Origin of the sequence: Pantoea sp. GABEPS69, from assembly GCF_045780835.1 — a bacterium.
Taxonomy (GTDB): Bacteria; Pseudomonadota; Gammaproteobacteria; order Enterobacterales; family Enterobacteriaceae; genus Pantoea; species Pantoea septica.
The window spans coordinates 271,653-288,865 of record NZ_CP118618.1 but is presented as its reverse complement, the minus strand read 5'-3'; the positions used below and the strand labels follow the sequence as shown (position 1 = coordinate 288,865).

The 17,213-nt window shown below is 61.5% G+C and carries 16 protein-coding genes; 8 read left to right on the top strand and 8 right to left on the bottom strand.

All coding sequences use genetic code 11. The annotated features are described in order from the left end of the window. Positions 1-203: 203 nt before the first annotated feature. From hofQ to pilM, 5 genes are read right to left on the bottom strand one after another with little or no spacing between them, the layout of a single operon-like run. Entirely contained in the window at positions 204-1,487 is a 1,284-nt protein-coding gene (gene hofQ, locus PVE98_RS01290) for a DNA uptake porin HofQ (RefSeq protein WP_096072166.1), read from the bottom strand. After that, positions 1,426-1,812, bottom strand: coding sequence for a HofP DNA utilization family protein (locus tag PVE98_RS01285; protein ID WP_096072167.1), 387 nt, complete (start codon positions 1,810-1,812; stop codon positions 1,426-1,428). The genes hofQ and PVE98_RS01285 overlap by 62 nt, the downstream gene beginning before the upstream one ends. Continuing rightward, positions 1,802-2,296 carry a hypothetical protein gene (locus PVE98_RS01280; RefSeq protein ID WP_096072168.1) on the bottom strand — a complete coding sequence of 165 codons (495 nt, stop codon included), beginning with the start codon at positions 2,294-2,296 and terminating at the stop codon, positions 1,802-1,804. Before PVE98_RS01280 ends, PVE98_RS01285 begins: the two co-directional genes overlap by 11 nt. Then, positions 2,289-2,831 carry a PilN domain-containing protein gene (locus PVE98_RS01275; RefSeq protein WP_096072169.1) on the bottom strand — a complete coding sequence of 181 codons (543 nt, stop codon included), beginning with the start codon at positions 2,829-2,831 and terminating at the stop codon, positions 2,289-2,291. Before PVE98_RS01275 ends, PVE98_RS01280 begins: the two co-directional genes overlap by 8 nt. Further along, positions 2,831-3,646 (bottom strand): pilus assembly protein PilM, encoded by an 816-nt coding sequence (gene pilM / locus PVE98_RS01270; RefSeq protein WP_096072170.1) that lies wholly within the window; start codon positions 3,644-3,646, stop codon positions 2,831-2,833. Before pilM ends, PVE98_RS01275 begins: the two co-directional genes overlap by 1 nt. A gap of 117 nt (positions 3,647-3,763) precedes the next feature. Between pilM and mrcA the strand changes: the two genes are divergently transcribed. After that, positions 3,764-6,313: a peptidoglycan glycosyltransferase/peptidoglycan DD-transpeptidase MrcA gene (gene mrcA, locus PVE98_RS01265; RefSeq protein ID WP_096072171.1), complete on the top strand. Its 2,550-nt coding sequence runs from the start codon at positions 3,764-3,766 to the stop codon at positions 6,311-6,313. A 316-nt stretch (positions 6,314-6,629) separates the two neighbouring features. On the opposite strand, the gene nudE is transcribed toward mrcA, so the two are convergent. Beyond that, on the bottom strand, positions 6,630-7,196 hold the full coding sequence (gene nudE, locus PVE98_RS01260) for an ADP compounds hydrolase NudE (protein WP_096072172.1): 567 nt from the start codon (positions 7,194-7,196) through the stop codon (positions 6,630-6,632). Positions 7,197-7,588: 392 nt separating this feature from the next. On the opposite strand from nudE, the gene PVE98_RS01255 reads away from it, so the two are divergent. The 5 genes from PVE98_RS01255 to pckA all read left to right on the top strand — a co-directional run bounded on the left by PVE98_RS01255 (position 7,589) and on the right by pckA (position 13,696). Further along, positions 7,589-9,724 (top strand): intracellular growth attenuator family protein, encoded by a 2,136-nt coding sequence (locus PVE98_RS01255; RefSeq protein ID WP_033753105.1) that lies wholly within the window; start codon positions 7,589-7,591, stop codon positions 9,722-9,724. A gap of 98 nt (positions 9,725-9,822) precedes the next feature. Further along, positions 9,823-10,485, top strand: coding sequence for a GMP/IMP nucleotidase (gene yrfG, locus PVE98_RS01250; protein ID WP_333620706.1), 663 nt, complete (start codon positions 9,823-9,825; stop codon positions 10,483-10,485). A gap of 12 nt (positions 10,486-10,497) precedes the next feature. Continuing rightward, a complete protein-coding gene (gene hslR / locus PVE98_RS01245) occupies positions 10,498-10,905 on the top strand; it encodes a ribosome-associated heat shock protein Hsp15 (protein ID WP_333620705.1) in 408 nt (135 codons plus the stop codon). 19 nt (positions 10,906-10,924) lie between these two features. Next, positions 10,925-11,797, top strand: a complete 873-nt coding sequence (gene hslO / locus PVE98_RS01240; protein WP_033753113.1) for an Hsp33 family molecular chaperone HslO — start codon at positions 10,925-10,927, stop codon at positions 11,795-11,797. A 279-nt stretch (positions 11,798-12,076) separates the two neighbouring features. Beyond that, entirely contained in the window at positions 12,077-13,696 is a 1,620-nt protein-coding gene (pckA, locus tag PVE98_RS01235; protein WP_033753526.1) for a phosphoenolpyruvate carboxykinase (ATP), read from the top strand. Between the two features lie 37 nt (positions 13,697-13,733). On the opposite strand, the gene envZ is transcribed toward pckA, so the two are convergent. Both envZ and ompR read right to left on the bottom strand, forming a co-directional pair. After that, positions 13,734-15,092: a two-component system sensor histidine kinase EnvZ gene (gene envZ / locus PVE98_RS01230; RefSeq protein ID WP_033753116.1), complete on the bottom strand. Its 1,359-nt coding sequence runs from the start codon at positions 15,090-15,092 to the stop codon at positions 13,734-13,736. Then, the gene (ompR, locus tag PVE98_RS01225) at positions 15,089-15,808 is read right to left on the bottom strand and encodes a two-component system response regulator OmpR (protein ID WP_001157751.1); all 720 of its coding nucleotides are present in this window, start codon (positions 15,806-15,808) and stop codon (positions 15,089-15,091) included. The genes envZ and ompR overlap by 4 nt, the downstream gene beginning before the upstream one ends. A 531-nt stretch (positions 15,809-16,339) precedes the next feature. Here ompR and yjbE point away from each other — a divergent pair. Both yjbE and greB read left to right on the top strand, forming a co-directional pair. Next, on the top strand, positions 16,340-16,579 hold the full coding sequence (gene yjbE / locus PVE98_RS01220) for an exopolysaccharide production protein YjbE (RefSeq protein WP_033753126.1): 240 nt from the start codon (positions 16,340-16,342) through the stop codon (positions 16,577-16,579). A 154-nt stretch (positions 16,580-16,733) separates the two neighbouring features. Beyond that, complete coding sequence (greB, locus tag PVE98_RS01215) at positions 16,734-17,210, top strand: transcription elongation factor GreB (protein WP_033753129.1); 477 nt, start codon at positions 16,734-16,736, stop codon at positions 17,208-17,210. Positions 17,211-17,213 lie beyond the last annotated feature (3 nt).

Genomic DNA, 17,213 nt, shown 5'->3' with positions numbered 1-17,213 from the left:
TTCCCCTTGCGGGGCCGGTGTGCGATATGCGAAACGATGCGCATTAGCGCTGCGCTTTTTACGCGCCGCCTACAGAAGAGATATCTGACCCTGACGGATACGCGCCGTCGGGACGGTTACAGCGTTCTAAAAATCGCTAAACCTTGTAAGCTAATTCCTGTCCTGCGTCAACGCAGTTGGCACTGGGGAGCGCATTTTCCGGTTTATCCGGCGGTAAGCGCTGCTTCCCTGACCAATCGCGGCGTAATGAAGATGACCAGCTCGCGTTTTTTATTTTCCGCGGTCTGATGGCGAAACAGCGATCCCAGCAGCGGAATATGGCCCAGCACCGGCACGCGACTTTCGCCCAGGCTGCGCTGCTGCTGAAAAATGCCGCCCAGCGCCAGCGTTTCGCCATCTTTCAGCGTGACCTGGGTTTCAATCTCCTGCTTATCAATGGAGAGGACGCTGCCGTCGCCGCTCTGCACCGCGCGGCCCGGCACGTTCTGGCTGATGCGGATTTTCAGCTGGATGCGTCCGTTACCCAGCACGTTGGGCGTGACCTCCATGCCCAGCACCGCCTCTTTAAATTCGATAGTGGTCGCGCCGCTGTTGCCCGCCGACACTTCGTAGGGTATCTCGCTGCCCTGTTTGATCATCGCCTTCTGCTGATGCGAGGTGAAGAGACGCGGGCTGGCGATAATCTCGACCTGGTTTTCCTGCTCCAGCGCGCTGAGCTCCAGATCGAGCAGCCGACCGCCGACCCGCGCCAGCGTCACGCCTGCGGTGATGCCCGGCGAACTCGCCGCCAGCGGGATCGCCAGCCGGGGATTGCGCAGCGCATCGGTCACCGCCTCCGCGCCGGCCGGCAGGTTCCAGCTCACGCCGAGCTCCCGCAGCCTCTCCTCGCTGATGGTGACGATATGCGCCGCCAGCTCTACCTGTTCGAGCGGCACATCAAGCGCCCGCAGCCAGCGTTCGGCATCGCTGAGCGCCGTCGGCGTATCGCGCAGCAACAGCGCGTTAGCGCGCGCGTCGAGGGTTACGCTGCCGCGCGGGGTCATCAGCGCCTGCCGCTCGCCCTGAAAGCTGCGGTAGACCTCTGTCGCGCTGGCGTAGCGCAGCGTGACGGCGCGCAGCGCCAGCGGCTCCTGCTGCGCGCTGACCGCCTGCGCCTGCTGCTCTTTTAGCTGGCGCCAGCTGTCGGGATAAACCAGCAGCACGTTCTCTTCTTCCACGACGGTAAGCTCAGCCAGCCGCGTCACCAGCGACAGCGCCTGCCGCCAGGGCATGTCGTCGAGACGCAGCGACAGCCTGCCCTCTACGCCTGGCGCAATTAACAGGTTCACGTGCTGATAATCCGCCAGCGCCTGCAGAATGCGCTCGACCGGCGCGTCGTCGAAGTTGAGGCTGAGCCGCTGGCCGTGTTCACCATCGCTGGGATCGTCAGTGGCCTGGACGGGCGCGAGCCAAAGACTCGTCAGCAGTAAAAGGGTCATCCTGAACATAGGCGCTTCCTTTGAGAGAAAGAGTGACGAATTGCGGCGCACAGCCGCTGCCTGCGGTGAGCGTCAGGCTGCGAGGCGTCATAGCGCTCAGTCGCCAGCCCGGCAGCGGAAGGCGATCCGCCGCTGCGATTTTAACGACGCCCCCCTGCGGCGACGTCAACCAGGCGCGCAGGCGCGGCGCACGTCCCAGCACGCCCTGCAGCCGCCAGCCGGTTAGCGCGGCTGGCGGCTCGCATCGGCTCTCCGGCGGCGGCTGAAACGGATCGCGCGGCGCGGCATAAAACGTGGTCGCCGCCAGCCAGAGAAGCAGCCATTTAGCGCGCATCGTCGCTCTCCAGCCAGAGTTTCGCCTGCATCTTTCCCTGCCGCGCCTCCAGCAGAAAACGCGTCGGAAAGGGCGCGGTGGTGCGCGCCAGCTCGGCGAACAGCGGCAGAAACTGCTCCCACGCCAGCAGCAGCGTCAGGGCGCGCGGCTCTGTTTCGGGCTGCCACGCCTGCAGTTGGCTGCCGCGCGCCGTCAGAACGGCGTCGAGCGGCGCGGCACGGGACGACGCCTCAGACTGGCGCGCGCTATCGGCCAGCTGCGCGTGCAGCAACGTCTCGTCAGGCAGCGCATTGAGCTGCGCCAGCTGCTGCTGGTACTTCTGCTCAAGCCGGGCGATATCAGCGCGCAGCACATGTTGCGCTAACTGCTGCGGCCGCAAAAGCAGCAGCCAGAGCGCCAGCGTCGCCGCGGCGAAACACGCCGCTACTATGCCGATCTGTCGGCGCAGCGGCAGATGCAGCCACCACTCCAGCGCGCTATTCATCCGCGCTCTCCTCAAGATGCGCGCGCAGCGTAAAGCGATAAACGCCGTCCGGCTGCCGCTCGACGTTACCCTGCCGCACCGCGGCGAAGAGCGCTGCCTCGTCGAGACGGCGCCGCAGTTCGCTTATCGCCCGCATCTCCTGCGCGCGTCCCTCGATACGCAGCTGCGTCGGCATCTTCTCTACGCGCTCCAGCCAGACCCGCTGCGGCAAAAGCGTCGGCAGCGCCTGCCAGAATCGGTGCCAGCGCATCAGATCGTCGGCGTGACGCCGCGCGCGCCGCCACGATGCCTGCTGCGCCGCCAGCTGCTGCTGCAGCTCGCGCCGCTGGCTAATCCGCTGAGCGATCGCCGTCAGCGCGTGGCGCGCCTCGCTCTGGGCGCTGAGCAGATGCTGGCTGACGCGGTCGAGACGCCATAGCGCCAGGGCCGCCGTCAGCACCAGCGCCAGCAGCAGCGTCGCCGTCAGCCCGAGCACGGCGCGCTGCTGCTGGCGCAGACGCGCGTGCCGCCACGGCAGCATATTCACCGCGATCATCAGCTATCCTCTGGACGCAGCGCCAGTCCGGCGGCGATGCAGAACGCCGCTTCCTGCTGGGGCAGCGGCAGCTGGCGATAAGCGAACAGGCTGAACGGCGAAAAAGAGAAGAAGGCGTCAGGCAGCAGATCGGGCGACGGCGCGCAGCCGAACAGCGCGCTGGCCTGCGGGAAACAGCGCTGCCTCACCTCCTCGGGCGCGGTCTCTATGCTGGCGCTGCCGACCACGCTCTCGCTGGCGCGGCTGTACCAGAGCCACTGCGCGTCGTAACCGATCAGCAGCGCGGCGGCGTCGTCCAGCCCTGCGGCGCGCGCCGTGAGCGCCAGCGCATGGGTCGTGAGCTCAAAAACCGCCGGCCGCAGCGCGCTCTGCCGCAGCGGCGTCAGCCACTGGGCGATGACCTCTTGCCGGGCGGCGGTAACGTAAAGCTGGCGGCCCGCTTCGCTGGCGCGATAGTCCAGCGTCAGCGCTTCCGGCTCGACCGGAAAGAGCCGCTGCGCCGCCGCCGTCACGTAACGTCCCAGCGCAGGCTCCTGCAGACGCTGGCTCGGCAGCGCCAGCGGACGCTGCAGCACCAGCTGCGCAGGGAGTCCGACGCGCAGGGAATAGCGCTGCGGCAGCTGCTGTCGCAGCATGCGCAGCGCCGCCTGCAATTCAGGCGAAGATTGCAGCACGCCGTTTCTTAACGTATCTTGCGGCAGCCCTTGCTGCCACCAGCGGCACAGCTGCCAGCCGCCGCGCCGGCGCTGTATAGCGAGAGCGCAGAGCTGCGTATTCTGAATATCCAGTCCGACTTGCCATGTCTGAAAAGCCATGCGCGCGATCTCCTTATCTACAGGGGTAAAAGGACATATCAAAGCGTCTGGCTTGCCTTTATACTACCGCGCGGTTGTTTATAAACTGCTCAAACGACAACAGATGGGAAACTCCAGGTGAAGTTCGTAAAGTATTTATTAATCCTTGCAGTGTGTTGCATCTTGCTGGGAGCTGGCTCGATTTATGGTTTGTACAAATATATAGAGCCGCAGCTGCCCGACGTTAACACGCTGAAAGATGTGCGCCTGCAGACGCCCATGCAGGTGTACAGCGCGGATGGCGAACTGATCGCCCAGTACGGCGAGAAGCGCCGTATTCCGCTGACGCTGCAGCAGATGCCGCCAGAGCTGATCAAAGCTTTTATCGCCACGGAAGACAGCCGTTTCTACGAGCATCACGGCGTCGATCCGGTGGGCATTTTCCGCGCCGCCAGCATCGCGCTGATGTCCGGCCATGCTTCGCAGGGCGCGAGCACCATCACGCAGCAGCTGGCGCGTAACTTCTTCCTGAGCCCTGAGCGCACGCTGATGCGCAAAATCAAGGAGGCGTTCCTCGCCATTCGCATTGAGCAGCTGCTGAATAAAGATGAGATCCTTGAGCTCTATCTGAACAAGATCTATCTCGGCTATCGCGCCTACGGCGTCGGCGCCGCCGCGCAGGTTTACTTCGGCAAGCCGGTAGACCAGCTTTCGCTGAGCGAAATGGCGATGATCGCCGGTCTGCCCAAAGCGCCCTCTACCTTTAACCCGCTCTACTCCCACAGCCGCGCGCTGGCGCGTCGCAATGTGGTGCTGTCGCGCATGCTGGATCAGGGCTACATCACCCAGCAGCAGTACGATGAAGCGCGCAGCGCGCCGCTGGAAGCGAGCTACCACGGCCCGGAAATCGCCTTCTCGTCGCCCTATCTGAGCGAAATGGCGCGTCAGGAGATGGTGAAGCGCTACGGCGACGGCGCCTATAACGACGGCTACAAGGTCTATACCACCGTGACGCGTCGTCTCCAGCAGGCGGCGCAGGAGGCGGTGCGCAATAACGTGCTGGCCTACGACATGCGTCACGGCTACCGCGGACCGACCAGCGTGCTGTGGAAAGTGGGCGAGCCCGCCTGGAGCCAGGAGCAGATCCTGAAAGCGCTGAAGCCGCTGCCGGTTTACGGACCCCTGTTGCCTGCCGTTGTAACCCTGGCCAGCAGCGACGAGGCGACCGCGATGCTGAAAGATGGCACCAGCGTCTCTCTGGGCCTCGCCGGCGTACGCTGGGCGCGCGCGTTCAAGTCGGATACCGTGCAGGGACCCACGCCGAGAAGCGTGACGCAGGTAGTGCAGACGGGCCAGCAGATTTGGGTGCGTAAGGTCGATAACAGCTGGTGGCTGGCGCAGGTGCCGGACGTCAACTCCGCGCTGGTGTCGCTCGATCCGCAAACCGGCGCGGTGCGCGCGCTGGTCGGCGGCTTCGACTTTAATCAGAGCATGTTCAACCGCGCCACCCAGGCGCTGCGTCAGGTCGGCTCCAACATTAAGCCGTTCCTCTATACCGCGGCGATGGATCGCGGCCTGACGCTCGCCTCGATTCTTAACGACGTGCCGATTTCGCGCTGGGATGCGGGCGCGGGCGCCGACTGGCGGCCGAAAAACTCGCCGCCTACCTATGACGGTCCGATTCGTCTGCGTCAGGGATTAGGTCAGTCGAAAAACGTGGTGATGGTGCGCGCCATGCGTGCCATGGGCGTCGATTACGCGGCGGAATATCTGCAGCGCTTCGGCTTCCCGGCGCAGAATATCGTGCATACCGAATCGCTGGCGCTCGGCGCAGCGTCGTTTACGCCGATGCAGGTAGCGCGCGGCTACTCGGTGATGGCGAACGGCGGCTTCCTGGTCGACCCGTACTTCATCAGCAAGATCGAGAACGAGCAAGGCGGCGTTATTTTCGAAGCGAAACCGCGCATCGCCTGCCCGCAGTGCAATCTGCCGGTGATCTATGGCGAAACCCGCAAGGCGCTGGCGCTGAACGAGGAGAGCGTAGAAAACGTCGCGACCTCCGATCAGAACCAGAACCAGCCGGCGCCGCAGCCGGCGCTGGAGCAGGTTCCCGCTCAGCCGCAGCCGGATGGTCAGCAGTATGCGCCGCATGTGATCAACACGCCGCTGTCGTTCCTGATCAAAAGCGCGCTCAACTCCAATATCTTTGGCGAACCGGGCTGGATGGGCACCGGCTGGCGCGCATCACGCGATCTGAAGCGCAACGATATCGGCGGTAAAACCGGCACCACCAACAGTTCGAAGGACGCCTGGTTCTCCGGTTACGGTCCTGGCGTAGTGACCTCGGTGTGGATCGGCTTTGACGACGCGCGCCGCGCGTTAGGCCGCAGCACGCTGTCGGGCGCGATTCCAGACCAGATTTCCGGTTATGAAGGCGGCGCGAAAAGCGCGCAGCCGGCGTGGGATGACTATATGAAGAGCGCGCTGGACGGCGTGCCGGAGCAGCCGCTGACGCCGCCGGACGGCATCGTCACGGTGACTATCGACCGCAGCACCGGCAAGCTGGCCAACGGCGGCGGCAATACGCGCCAGGAGTACTTCATCAACGGCACGCAGCCGACGGAATACTCGGTGCACGACGTTGGCACCACCATTATGGATAATGGCGAGAGCCACGAGCTGTTTTAAGCCCTGCCGTAAGTAGCAAAAAAGGCCGACATCGCTGTCGGCCTTTTTATTTTGGAAAGTGCTAACGCGGGTGAGATGGCCCGATCGCAAAGACGCAAGAAGCGGCATCCCTGCCAGCTCGTCCCGTGCATATACGCCCCTCATCCCTGAGGGGCGCCCTTAAACGGGCCAACGCGTTGCGTTGTTCAAAAACGCTCCCGGCGTTTTTGTCCCTGTCGCGGGACGCTTTGCTCTTCGGTCTATCTCACCCGCTTGCGAGCTTTAGAGCTGTCTGTAAAAGTCAAAGCCCTGCCAGTTTCAGGCAATGTCGTACCCGTTAGTAACTCAGTCGCCCCTGCTGCACCAGCCACTCGCGAACCAGAAAGAGCGCGCTGACGTTGCGCGCCTCGCGGAAATCGGGCTCCTGCAGCAGCGCCAGCAGATCCTCCAGCGGCCAGCGATGCTCGATGAGCGGCTCAGGCTCGTCGCCCTCCAGCCGTTCAGGATAAAGCCCTTCCGCCACCACGATATTCATCTTGCTGGAGAAGTAGGAAGGCGCCATAGTCAGCTTGCTGAGAAACTCCAGCTTCTCTGCGCCGAAGCCGACCTCTTCTTTCAGTTCGCGGTTCGCCGCCTCGAAGACGGTCTCGCCGGGATCGATCAATCCCTTCGGGAAGCCCAGCTCATAGCTCTCCAGCCCAACCGCGTACTCCTGAATCAGCACGACCTGATTGTCGATAATCGGGACAATCATCACCGCTTCGCGCTCAGAAGGCTTCATACGCTCGTAAACGCGGCACGCGCCGTTGCTAAAAGCGAGATCGACTGATTCAACGGTGAACAGCCGCGAGCGCGCCACGGTTTCCACTTTGAGGATGTCAGGTTTCTTTAATGGGTTCTTCATATCAGCCTCAGACGTTCAACGCCGCGCGGCGCGGTAAAAAAATTAGCTTACCTGACCACAGGCGTTTGTGCGACAGCGAGTTTAGCGTCGGCTCCAGACGCCGCGCCCGGTCAGGCGTTCCCGGATGCGGCCGCGTTAGTTAACGCTTTTGCAATAAGTCAACGTCGCGCGGTAAAATTCAGAAAAGACCGATGTTTAATTCAGATTCTGCCGGTTAACATTCGGACAAGGCATGCTGCATTAACTTCTAATTTAATGATTTTGCGCGTTATTTCATCTGGCATTTAGCTTGTCAGGGTCGTTTATTCCCGCCAAAATTGTCTTAAATAACAGTTCTATCTGGGAGCATTGGTCCAAAGTGAAGGCAGGATTTTGGCTGCAGTGAACAACGCATGAGCACAATCCTTATTGTATTGGTCATAGTGCTGGTCTGCTCAGGTCTGGCAGGTATCGGCTTTTGGTACGCTATGCGGCATCGTCCGCCATTGGCGAAACCGCTGCCCTTTATCAGCCCGCCCTGTCGCAAACTCACCGACGACGAACGTCGCGCGGTGGAAAAATACGTCGCCTCGCTTGCGAAGCAGTCGCGTCCCGCCGTACCCGGTGAAAAACATCCTGTTTTCGATAATCTGACGCTCACCGCGCAGAGTAACAACGTCTACCCCGTCACGCGCGCCATTACCCGCTATGGCCTGTCGACCGACGATGCCCACAAGTGGCGCTACTACCTTGACGAAGTGGAAGTGCATCTGCCGCCGCACTGGGAACAGTATATAACCGATGAAAACTACGTTGAGCTGATCCGCACCCAGACGATTCCGCTGGTGATCTCGCTTAACGGCCACTCGCTGGTCAACTACGGCACCGATCAGCCATCGCTGCCGGCGCTGGTGCGTCCCGGCTCGACCAACGCCTCGATACGCAAAGAAGAGAGCGAAAACGTCGAGCTGCTGCAGGTGCGCAAAGAGACGCTGGAAGAGTATCAGCTGACGCGGCCGGACGGCACGCGCGAGGCGGTGACCATCACCTTCGCCTTTCTGCTCTTTTTTATCAGCCTGCTGGTGCCCGCCGCGCTGATGGGCTGGCTGGCGCTGCTGGGCTGCGCCATGATCGGCGCCAGCGTCTGGTCGCTGTTTCACATTCCCGCGCAGAAGCGCATGCGCGACATACACTGCCTGCGCGGCGCGCCCAAGCGCTGGGGCCTGTTCGGCGAGTCGAATCAGGAGCAGAGCAATATTACGCTGGGCATTATCGATCTCGCCTACCCGCCGCACTGGCTGCCCTATGTGGCGCACGATCTCGGCCAAACCACCGATATCGAGATCTACCTGAACCGTCAGGTGGTGCGTCAGGGCCGCTTTTTATCGCTGCAGGACGAAGTGCGCAACTTTCCTATCCAGCGCTGGCGCAAAAACGTCGTCCTGGCCTGCGGCTCGCTGCTGGTGACGGCGCTGCTGATTAGCTGGATCCCGCTCAGTATGCCGATCAAGCTCAGCCTGGCCTGGATCAAGGGCACCGAGAGCCTTGAAGTGAACGAGGTAGACAAGCTGTCGGCGCAGTCGCTGCACGTCGGCGACATTTTAAAAGTTAACGGCACCGGCATGTGCTCCGTTCCCGATAACTATCAGAGCAACCGCAGCTACGCCTATATGCCGTTCGACTGTTCGGCCGTCTACTGGAACAACGCCTCGCCGCTGCCCCAGCCGCAGTCCGATATCATCGATAAAGCCTCGGCGCTGTTGGAGGCGACCACGCGCCAGCTGCATCCGGAAACCAACACCGATCCCAAACTCAACCCGCAGCTCGCCTCGGCGATTCAGAAATCGGGCATGATCCTGCTGGACGATTTCGCCGACCTGGTGCTGAAAACGCAGGATCTCTGTAGCCAGCAGCAGGACTGCGTGCGGCTGAAGAACGCGCTGGTGAATCTCGGCAACGCCAAAGACTGGGATACGCTGGTGCGCCGCGCCGACTCCGGGCAGCTGAACGGTATGAACGTGCTGCTGCGGCCGGTAAGCGCCGAAGCGCTGGAAAACCTGGTCAATACCGCCACCTCCAGCTTCTTCTTCCGCGAGACGCGCCGCGCCGCCGAAAACCTTAACAGCCCGCCGCCGGGCGGATTCCTTATCGTCAGCGACGAAGGCCGCCAGCTGGTGAATCAGCCGCAGCCGACGGTCTCGCTGTTCGATCTCGATGCGCCGTCGCAGTGGCGCGAGCTGCAACGCCTCTCCGGCATGCTGCTGCATACGCCGTTCAGCGCCAGCGGCATTATCACCAGCCTGTCGGTAGACGCCAACGGCACGCGCCATATCGCGCTGCACAACGAGCCGGACGCGATGGCAATGTGGCGCTACCTCGGCACCACGCTGCTGCTGGCGGTTTTGCTGGCCTGCGCGCTGGTTAACGCCCTGCTGGCGCTGCGCCGTATCCATCGCAACCGTCAGCGCATGGCGAATATCCAGCAGTACTACGACAAGTGCTTCAACCATAATCTCAGCACCATGCAGAGCGTGCGCTCGATGTTCTGACGCCGCGGCGCCGCCTGGCCAGTGCCGCCGGCGCCCTGCCCTCTCCCGCCTCTTTCTGTGCTACCCTGTCGCCCGCTTTTTATCGGAGAACCTGCCTGATGACGCTGAACTGGGCGCAAATCGATACCGTGCTGCTCGATATGGACGGCACGCTGCTGGACCTGGCGTTCGACCGCCATTTTTGGCTGGAGCATGTGCAGCTAACGCTGAGCGAAACGCGCGGCATTACACTGGCGGAAGCCGAGGCGCTGATCGCCGGAAAGTACCAGGCAGTGGCGCATACGCTAAACTGGTATTGTCTGGACTACTGGGCGGCGGAGCTGGCGCTGGATATTCGCGCCATGACCTATGCGAAGCGTAGCCTGGCAGCGATGCGCGAAGATACGGTGCCCTTTTTGCAGGCGCTGCGTCGGGCGGGAAAACGCACCATTCTGCTGACCAACGCCCATCCTTATAACCTGGATATCAAACTGGCGCAGACCGGCCTTGCGCCGCACCTTGATTTATTACTTTCCACCCATACCTTTGGGTATCCGAAAGAGGACCCGCGCTTGTGGCAGGCGGTGGAGCAGCATACCGGATTTGATCGTCCGAGAACGCTGTTTATTGATGACAACGAGACCATTCTCGACGCGGCGAAAAGCTGGGGCATCGGCTGGTGTTTAGGCGTCAGCAACCCCGACTCCGGGCGTCCCGATCAGGTCTTCCAGCGTCACGCGGCGGCCCGCGACTATCGCACCCTGTGCAGCGCGCTGGCGTAAACGGGAGCAGCAATGAAAGAGAAAAGCAGCGAAGGCGTGCGCCTCGACAAATGGCTCTGGGCGGCACGCTTCTACAAAACGCGCTCGCTGGCGCGCGACATGATCGAAGGCGGCAAAGTGCACTACAACGGCCAGCGCAGCAAGCCGAGCAAGCTGGTCGAGCTGGAGGCGGAGCTGACGCTGCGCCAGGGCAACGACGAGCGTACCGTGATCGTCACCGCGCTGAGCGACAAGCGCGGTCCGGCCGAGGTGGCGCAGCAGCTCTACAGCGAAACCACCGCCAGTATTGAAAAACGGGAAAAGGTGGCGCTGGCGCGTAAAATGAATGCGCTCACCATGCCGCATCCCGATCGCCGCCCCGATAAAAAAGAGCGCCGCGATTTGATGAAATTTAAATTAACGGGCGACGACCAGGCCTAGCCCCAACGAGAGAAAATTTATGTCTGTACAAGATCAACTGCATCGTTACCTGTTTGAGAATGTGGCCGTGCGCGGCGAGCTGGTGAATGTCAGCCACACCTGGCAGGAAATCATCAAAAACCATGACTATCCGGCCCCGGTGCAGACGCTGCTCGGCGAGCTGCTGGTCGCGACCAGCCTGCTGACCGCCACGCTGAAATTCGATGGCGACATCACGGTGCAGCTGCAGGGCGACGGCCCGCTCTCGCTGGCGGTCATCAACGGCAATAACCGCCAGGAGCTGCGCGGCGTAGCGCGCGTGAAGGGCGAGATCCCGGCAGACGCCACCCTGAAAAGCATGGTCGGCACCGGCTATCTGGCGATCACCATTTCACCGGAGAAAGGCGAGCGCTATCAGGGCGTGGTAGGCCTGGAAGGCGAGACGCTGGCCGCCTGCCTGGAAGACTATTTTATGCGCTCCGAGCAGCTGCCGACCCGCCTGTTTATTCGCACCAATGAAAAAGGCGCCGCAGGCATTCTGCTGCAGGTGCTGCCGGCGCAGGATACCCAGACCGAGGACTTCAACCACCTGGCGACGCTGACGGAAACCGTGAAGAGCGAAGAGCTGATCGATCTGCCGGCGACCGACGTCCTGTGGCGCCTCTATCATCAGGAAGAGGCGACGGTATTCGATCCGCAGCCGGTGAGCTTTAAGTGCACCTGCTCGCGCGAACGCTGCGGCGAAGTGCTGAAAACGCTGCCTCAGCACGAGGTCGACGAGATTATCGAAGAGGATGGCCAGGTCGATATGCACTGCGACTACTGCGGCACGCACTACGTCTACGACGCGGTCGACATTGCGGCGATCCGCAAAGGCGGCGCGGAAGGCGAAAACAGCGACAGCATCCACTGATTTATCCCCGGGCGGCCTCGCCGCCCTTTTCCCTCGCCGCGATATCCCCTTAATTTACAAAGTAAAATAACCCGATCTCGCTAACTTTAGTTTCAAAAGCGGCTCTTTTTGCTGCTTAACGCGCCCTGGTTCGCATTTCTGACGGACAACGCTTTTCCCACAGGCTCAGAAGAGTACACTGCGCGCGATCGTGCATCCGCCCAGCAGCACGCGGACGGCTTGCGCGGCACCTATAACTATTCGCCTGTGCAGTACCAAAACGATTTAAGGAGCAGTCACATGCGCGTTACCGGCCTGACCTCGCAAGATCTTGCCGCTTTGGGCATCGAGGGCACCACCGAAGTGGTCCACAACCCCGATTTCGATACGCTGTTTACCGAAGAACTCCGTCCCGAGCTGGAAGGTTATGCGCGCGGCACCCTGACGCAAAGCGGCGCAGTGGCGGTCGATACCGGCATTTTTACCGGTCGCTCGCCGAAGGATAAATATATCGTCCGCGACGACACCACCCGCGACACGCTGTGGTGGAACGATCAAGGAACAGGCAAAAACGACAACCAGCCGCTGTCGCAGGAGACCTGGCAGCAGCTGAAAGCCTGCGTGACCGAGCAGCTTTCCGGCAAGCGTCTGTTTGTGGTCGACGCGTTCTGCGGCGCCAATGCCGATTCGCGCCTTAGCGTGCGCTTCGTCACCGAAGTGGCCTGGCAGGCGCATTTCGTCAAAAACATGTTTATTCAGCCGAGCGAAAGCGAGCTGGCCGCCTTTAAACCTGACTTTGTGGTGCTGAACGGGGCGAAATGCACCAACCCCAACTGGCAGGCGCAGGGGCTGCACTCGGAAAACTTCGTGGCGTTCAACCTGACCGAAGGGATGCAGCTGATCGGCGGCACCTGGTACGGCGGCGAAATGAAGAAAGGGCTGTTCGCGGTGATGAACTACCTGCTGCCGCTGCGCGGCATCGCCTCGATGCACTGCTCGGCCAACGTCGGCAAAGCGGGCGACGTCGCGGTTTTCTTCGGTCTGTCCGGCACCGGCAAAACCACCCTCTCCACCGATCCGGAACGCCAGCTGATTGGCGACGACGAGCACGGCTGGGACGACGACGGCGTCTTCAACTTCGAAGGCGGCTGCTACGCCAAGACCATCAAGCTCTCTGAGCAGGCCGAGCCAGAAATCTATCGCGCTATCCGCCGCAACGCGCTGCTGGAAAACGTCGTGGTGCGCGAAGACGGCAGCGTCGATTATGACGACGACAGCAAGACCGAGAACACCCGCGTCTCCTACCCGATCGATCATATCGACAATATCGTGCGTCCGGTATCGAAAGCGGGCCACGCGAAGAAAGTGATTTTCCTCACCGCCGACGCCTTCGGCGTGCTGCCGCCGGTGTCGCGCCTGACGCCTGAGCAGACGCAGTATCACTTCCTTTCCGGCTTTACCGCCAAGCTGGCGGGCACCGAGCGCGGCGTGACCGCGCCGACGCCCACCTTCTCCGCCTGTTTCGGCGCCGCGTTCCTGACGCTGCACCCGACGCAGTACGCCGAGGTGCTGGTGAAGCGCATGCAGGCCGCGGGCGCGCAGGCGTACCTGGTTAATACCGGCTGGAACGGCAGCGGCAAACGCATTTCGCTGAAGGATACGCGCGCCATTATCAACGCGATTCTGGCTGGCGAACTGGACGACGCCGAAACCGAGACGCTGCCGGTGTTCAACCTGCAGGTGCCGAAAGCGCTGGGCCAGCTCGACGCCGCCACGCTCGATCCGCGCAGCAGCTGGGAAAGCGAGGAGAAGTGGCTGGAAGCGGCGCGCGATCTGGCGCAGCGCTTTATCACCAACTTTGAGAAGTATACCGACAACGCGGCGGGCGCCGCGCTGGTTAAAGCAGGTCCGGTACTGTAAGCCTTCGGGCGCGGCGATCGCCGCGCCCGCTTGCTACTCAGCTCTGCGCCGCGCCGTTGCTGCTCGGCGCACTCTGTTCCGTTAGCGGCAGCCAGGCGCGAATGCGCAACCCGCCGCGCTCGCTCTCGCCAATCTCCAGCGATCCCTGATGCGCATCGATAATGCGCTGCACAATCGCCAGCCCAAGGCCGGTGCCGCTGGTGCTGCGCGCGCTGTCACCGCGTACAAAGGGCTGTAGCAGGTGCGTCAGCTGTTCCGGCTTGATGCCAGGGCCGTCATCCTCGACCTGAAACCAGGCGCGATGCAGTTCGCGACCGCTGCTCACCTTGATCCAGCCGTTGCCGTAGCGTGCTGCGTTCACCACCAGGTTCGCCACCGCGCGCTTGATCGACAGCGGGTTGATATCCAGCATCAGCTCTTCCGGCATCACGGCGTTTTCAATCTCGCGCTCGTAGCCGCTTTCCGCCGCCACCACTTCGCCCAGCACGCTGTTGAGATCGGCGCGCTCGGTCTGAATCTCCTGGCCGGTGCGCAGATAGTCGATGAACTGCTCGATAATGGCGTTGCACTCTTCGATATCTTTATTGATCGACTCGGCGAGATAGCCATCTTCCTCGCCCATCATCTCGGTAGCGAGGCGAATGCGCGTCAGCGGCGTGCGCAGATCGTGGCTAACGCCCGCCATCAGCAGCGTGCGGTCGTCCGCCAGCTGCTTAACGCCGGAGGCCATCTGGTTAAAGGCGCGCGTCACCGAACGCACCTCCGAGGCGCCGTACTCGCGCAGCGGCGGCGGAATAATGCCCTTGCCGACCTGCAGCGCCGCGTGCTCCAGATCCACTAGCGGCCGGTTCTGAATGCGGATAAACAGCCAGGCGCCGCCAATCGCCAGCAGCATGATCGCCAGCGTGTAGCGGAACAGCGGCGAGAAGTCGCCCTGATGAATTTCGGTCAGCGGCACGCGCACCCAGATGTCAGGCGACAGCCAGGTTTTCAGCCACACCACCGGCGAGTTTTTATTGACCTCGACACGCACGTCGGTCGGCCCGCCAAGCTGCTGGCCCATCTGTTCGCTCAGGAATTCATAGTGCTGCGCCCAGCGCAACCCGCTCTCTTCGGCTGCCGCGTTGGTATACAGCGAAATCCCCAGCTCGCGGTAGATCTCGCGGCGAAACGCGGGCGGCACTTCCAGCTGCGTGCCGTCTTCCAGCTGCAGCCGGTCGGTCATCAACATGCGCACTTCATACGCCAGCACCTTGTTGAACTGCTGCAGGCTGGGAAGAATGGCGAAGTTGAGCACCACCAGATAGGTCGTCACCAGGCTGACGAACAGCAGGGTCACGATCAACAGCAGGGTGCGGGCAAACGAGCTGCGAGGCGAGAAGCGCAGTCGCCTCATGCTTTAGAACCGTCCGGCACGAATACGTAGCCCAGGCCCCAGACCGTCTGGATATAGCGCGGATGCGCCGGATCTTCTTCCACCATGCGGCGCAGGCGCGAGATCTGCACGTCGATGGAGCGCTCCATCGCGCTGTATTCGCGTCCGCGCGCCAGGTTCATCAGCTTGTCGCGCGACAGCGGTTCACGCGGATGGCTGACCAGCGCCTTCAGCACCGCGAACTCGCCGCTGGTGAGCGGCATCGGCTCATCTTCGCGGAACATTTCGCGCGTGCCGAGGTTCAGCTTGAACTTGCCGAACGCGATCACCGCCTCTTCCTGCGAAGGGGCGCCCGGCAGCTCGTTGGCCTGACGACGCAGCACGGCGCGAATGCGCGCCAGCAGCTCGCGCGGGTTGAACGGCTTAGGAATATAGTCATCGGCGCCGATCTCCAGCCCAACGATACGATCGACCTCTTCGCCTTTCGCCGTCACCATAATGATCGGCATCGGATTGCTCTGGCTGCGCAGACGACGGCAAATCGACAGGCCGTCTTCGCCCGGCAGCATCAGATCCAGCACCATCAGGTGAAAGGATTCACGGGTCAGCAGACGATCCATCTGCTCGGCGTTGGCGACGCTGCGCACCTGAAAGCCCTGCTCGGTGAGATAGCGTTCCAGCAGCGCACGCAAACGCATATCGTCATCAACGACCAGAATTTTGTAGTTCTCTTGCATTTTCTACTCCCAAAGGCGCCATTGCCTGAGCCGATATTGTTAAAAAAAGTTGTCTGTCTGTGACAGTCATTAATGGTTTATATTCTAGCCGAAATTGTTACAAAGCATATTAAACAGGAGCTTATCTTTAATTTTATCGCTCTCTTCAGGGCAAAATCACATTCTTAAGCGGCGTTTGTCACCATTACGGCAAATCTGAAAGTCGGGCGTTTTTTCTCGCCATCGGCGGCCGCAAAATCGCGCCCTGGATTAATCAAACTTGCAGATCAACCAGTTAACGCGCAATTTGACTTTAGCGCCATTCGTCGCCTGACCTAGCGGTCGCGATTTCAGCCAACTCAGCTGGCCGGCAGCATAAAATATCAGCCTTTACGCGCCGCGCCGCAGGCTTCTCTCGGATTTGCGCCATTTTTGCCGCGATTCAGACCATTCAAAAATAAAGCCCGCTAAATCAATCAGTAAAGCTATCTTTCCGCCTTATGTGAATTGCACCACACTGCTTCCACTCGCTTCACTACAGGGAAAGCAATAATGAAAAAAACGTTGTTAGTGCTGGGTGCGCTGGCCACCCTCGTTCTGAATCCGGCTTTAGCGGCGACCGCAACCGGCGAGGCCGCCGGCGCGCAGGCTTCGACCACCGCGCAGGGCAATTCTAACGCTATCGGCGTCGGCGCCGTAGCTGCGCTGCTCGGCGTGGCGCTGGCGACCGCTGGCGGCGGCGACAAAGGCACCTCATCTTCAACCACCACCTCAACCGTGGCGGGAAAATAACGATTTAAGCCGTTTTCTCTTTTTGTACCTGCCCCTTTCGCCACCGGGGAACGACACAAAGGGTTTTCACCGTTGAAAACCTGTTCCCCGACTCTTTTTTGCCGCGCCTGCTTTGCTTTACACTGCCTGCTTTTCCGCTTCCGAGTCGCTACGCATGAAAACCCGACTGATCACCCGTGAAGGCTTTGACAAGCTGAAGGCCGAGCTCGACTATCTCTGGCGCGAAGAGCGTCCCGAAGTGACGAAGAAAGTGACCTGGGCCGCCAGCCTCGGCGATCGCAGCGAAAACGCCGACTACCAGTACAACAAAAAACGCCTGCGCGAAATCGATCGTCGCGTACGTTATCTGACAAAAAGCCTCGAGTCGCTGCGCATCGTCGACTATTCGCCGCAGCAGGACGGCAAAGTCTTCTTCGGCGCCTGGGTAGAGGTTGAGAATGACGAGGGCGAGGTCAAACGCTTTCGCATCGTCGGCTACGACGAGATTTTCGGCCGCAAAGACTACATCTCCATCGACTCGCCGATGGCGCGCGCGCTGCTGAAAAAAGAGCCGGGCGACGCCGTGACGGTAGAGACGCCGCTGGGTCCCGCGCTCTGGTACGTCAACGCCATTTCCTATCCGGACGCCTGATTC

What these genes read in the sequence shown, in the direction of transcription:
- hofQ (WP_096072166.1), bottom strand. Translation starts at nt 1,487, where the DNA reads ATGTTCAGGATGACCCTTTTACTGCTGACGAGTCTTTGGCTCGCGCCC.
- PVE98_RS01285 (WP_096072167.1), bottom strand. Translation starts at nt 1,812, where the DNA reads ATGCGCGCTAAATGGCTGCTTCTCTGGCTGGCGGCGACCACGTTTTAT.
- PVE98_RS01280 (WP_096072168.1), bottom strand. Translation starts at nt 2,296, where the DNA reads ATGAATAGCGCGCTGGAGTGGTGGCTGCATCTGCCGCTGCGCCGACAG.
- PVE98_RS01275 (WP_096072169.1), bottom strand. Translation starts at nt 2,831, where the DNA reads ATGATCGCGGTGAATATGCTGCCGTGGCGGCACGCGCGTCTGCGCCAG.
- pilM (WP_096072170.1), bottom strand. Translation starts at nt 3,646, where the DNA reads ATGGCTTTTCAGACATGGCAAGTCGGACTGGATATTCAGAATACGCAG.
- nudE (WP_096072172.1), bottom strand. Translation starts at nt 7,196, where the DNA reads ATGAAGAACCCATTAAAGAAACCTGACATCCTCAAAGTGGAAACCGTG.
- PVE98_RS01255 (WP_033753105.1), top strand. Translation starts at nt 7,589, where the DNA reads ATGAGCACAATCCTTATTGTATTGGTCATAGTGCTGGTCTGCTCAGGT.
- yrfG (WP_333620706.1), top strand. Translation starts at nt 9,823, where the DNA reads ATGACGCTGAACTGGGCGCAAATCGATACCGTGCTGCTCGATATGGAC.
- hslR (WP_333620705.1), top strand. Translation starts at nt 10,498, where the DNA reads ATGAAAGAGAAAAGCAGCGAAGGCGTGCGCCTCGACAAATGGCTCTGG.
- hslO (WP_033753113.1), top strand. Translation starts at nt 10,925, where the DNA reads ATGTCTGTACAAGATCAACTGCATCGTTACCTGTTTGAGAATGTGGCC.
- pckA (WP_033753526.1), top strand. Translation starts at nt 12,077, where the DNA reads ATGCGCGTTACCGGCCTGACCTCGCAAGATCTTGCCGCTTTGGGCATC.
- envZ (WP_033753116.1), bottom strand. Translation starts at nt 15,092, where the DNA reads ATGAGGCGACTGCGCTTCTCGCCTCGCAGCTCGTTTGCCCGCACCCTG.
- ompR (WP_001157751.1), bottom strand. Translation starts at nt 15,808, where the DNA reads ATGCAAGAGAACTACAAAATTCTGGTCGTTGATGACGATATGCGTTTG.
- yjbE (WP_033753126.1), top strand. Translation starts at nt 16,340, where the DNA reads ATGAAAAAAACGTTGTTAGTGCTGGGTGCGCTGGCCACCCTCGTTCTG.
- greB (WP_033753129.1), top strand. Translation starts at nt 16,734, where the DNA reads ATGAAAACCCGACTGATCACCCGTGAAGGCTTTGACAAGCTGAAGGCC.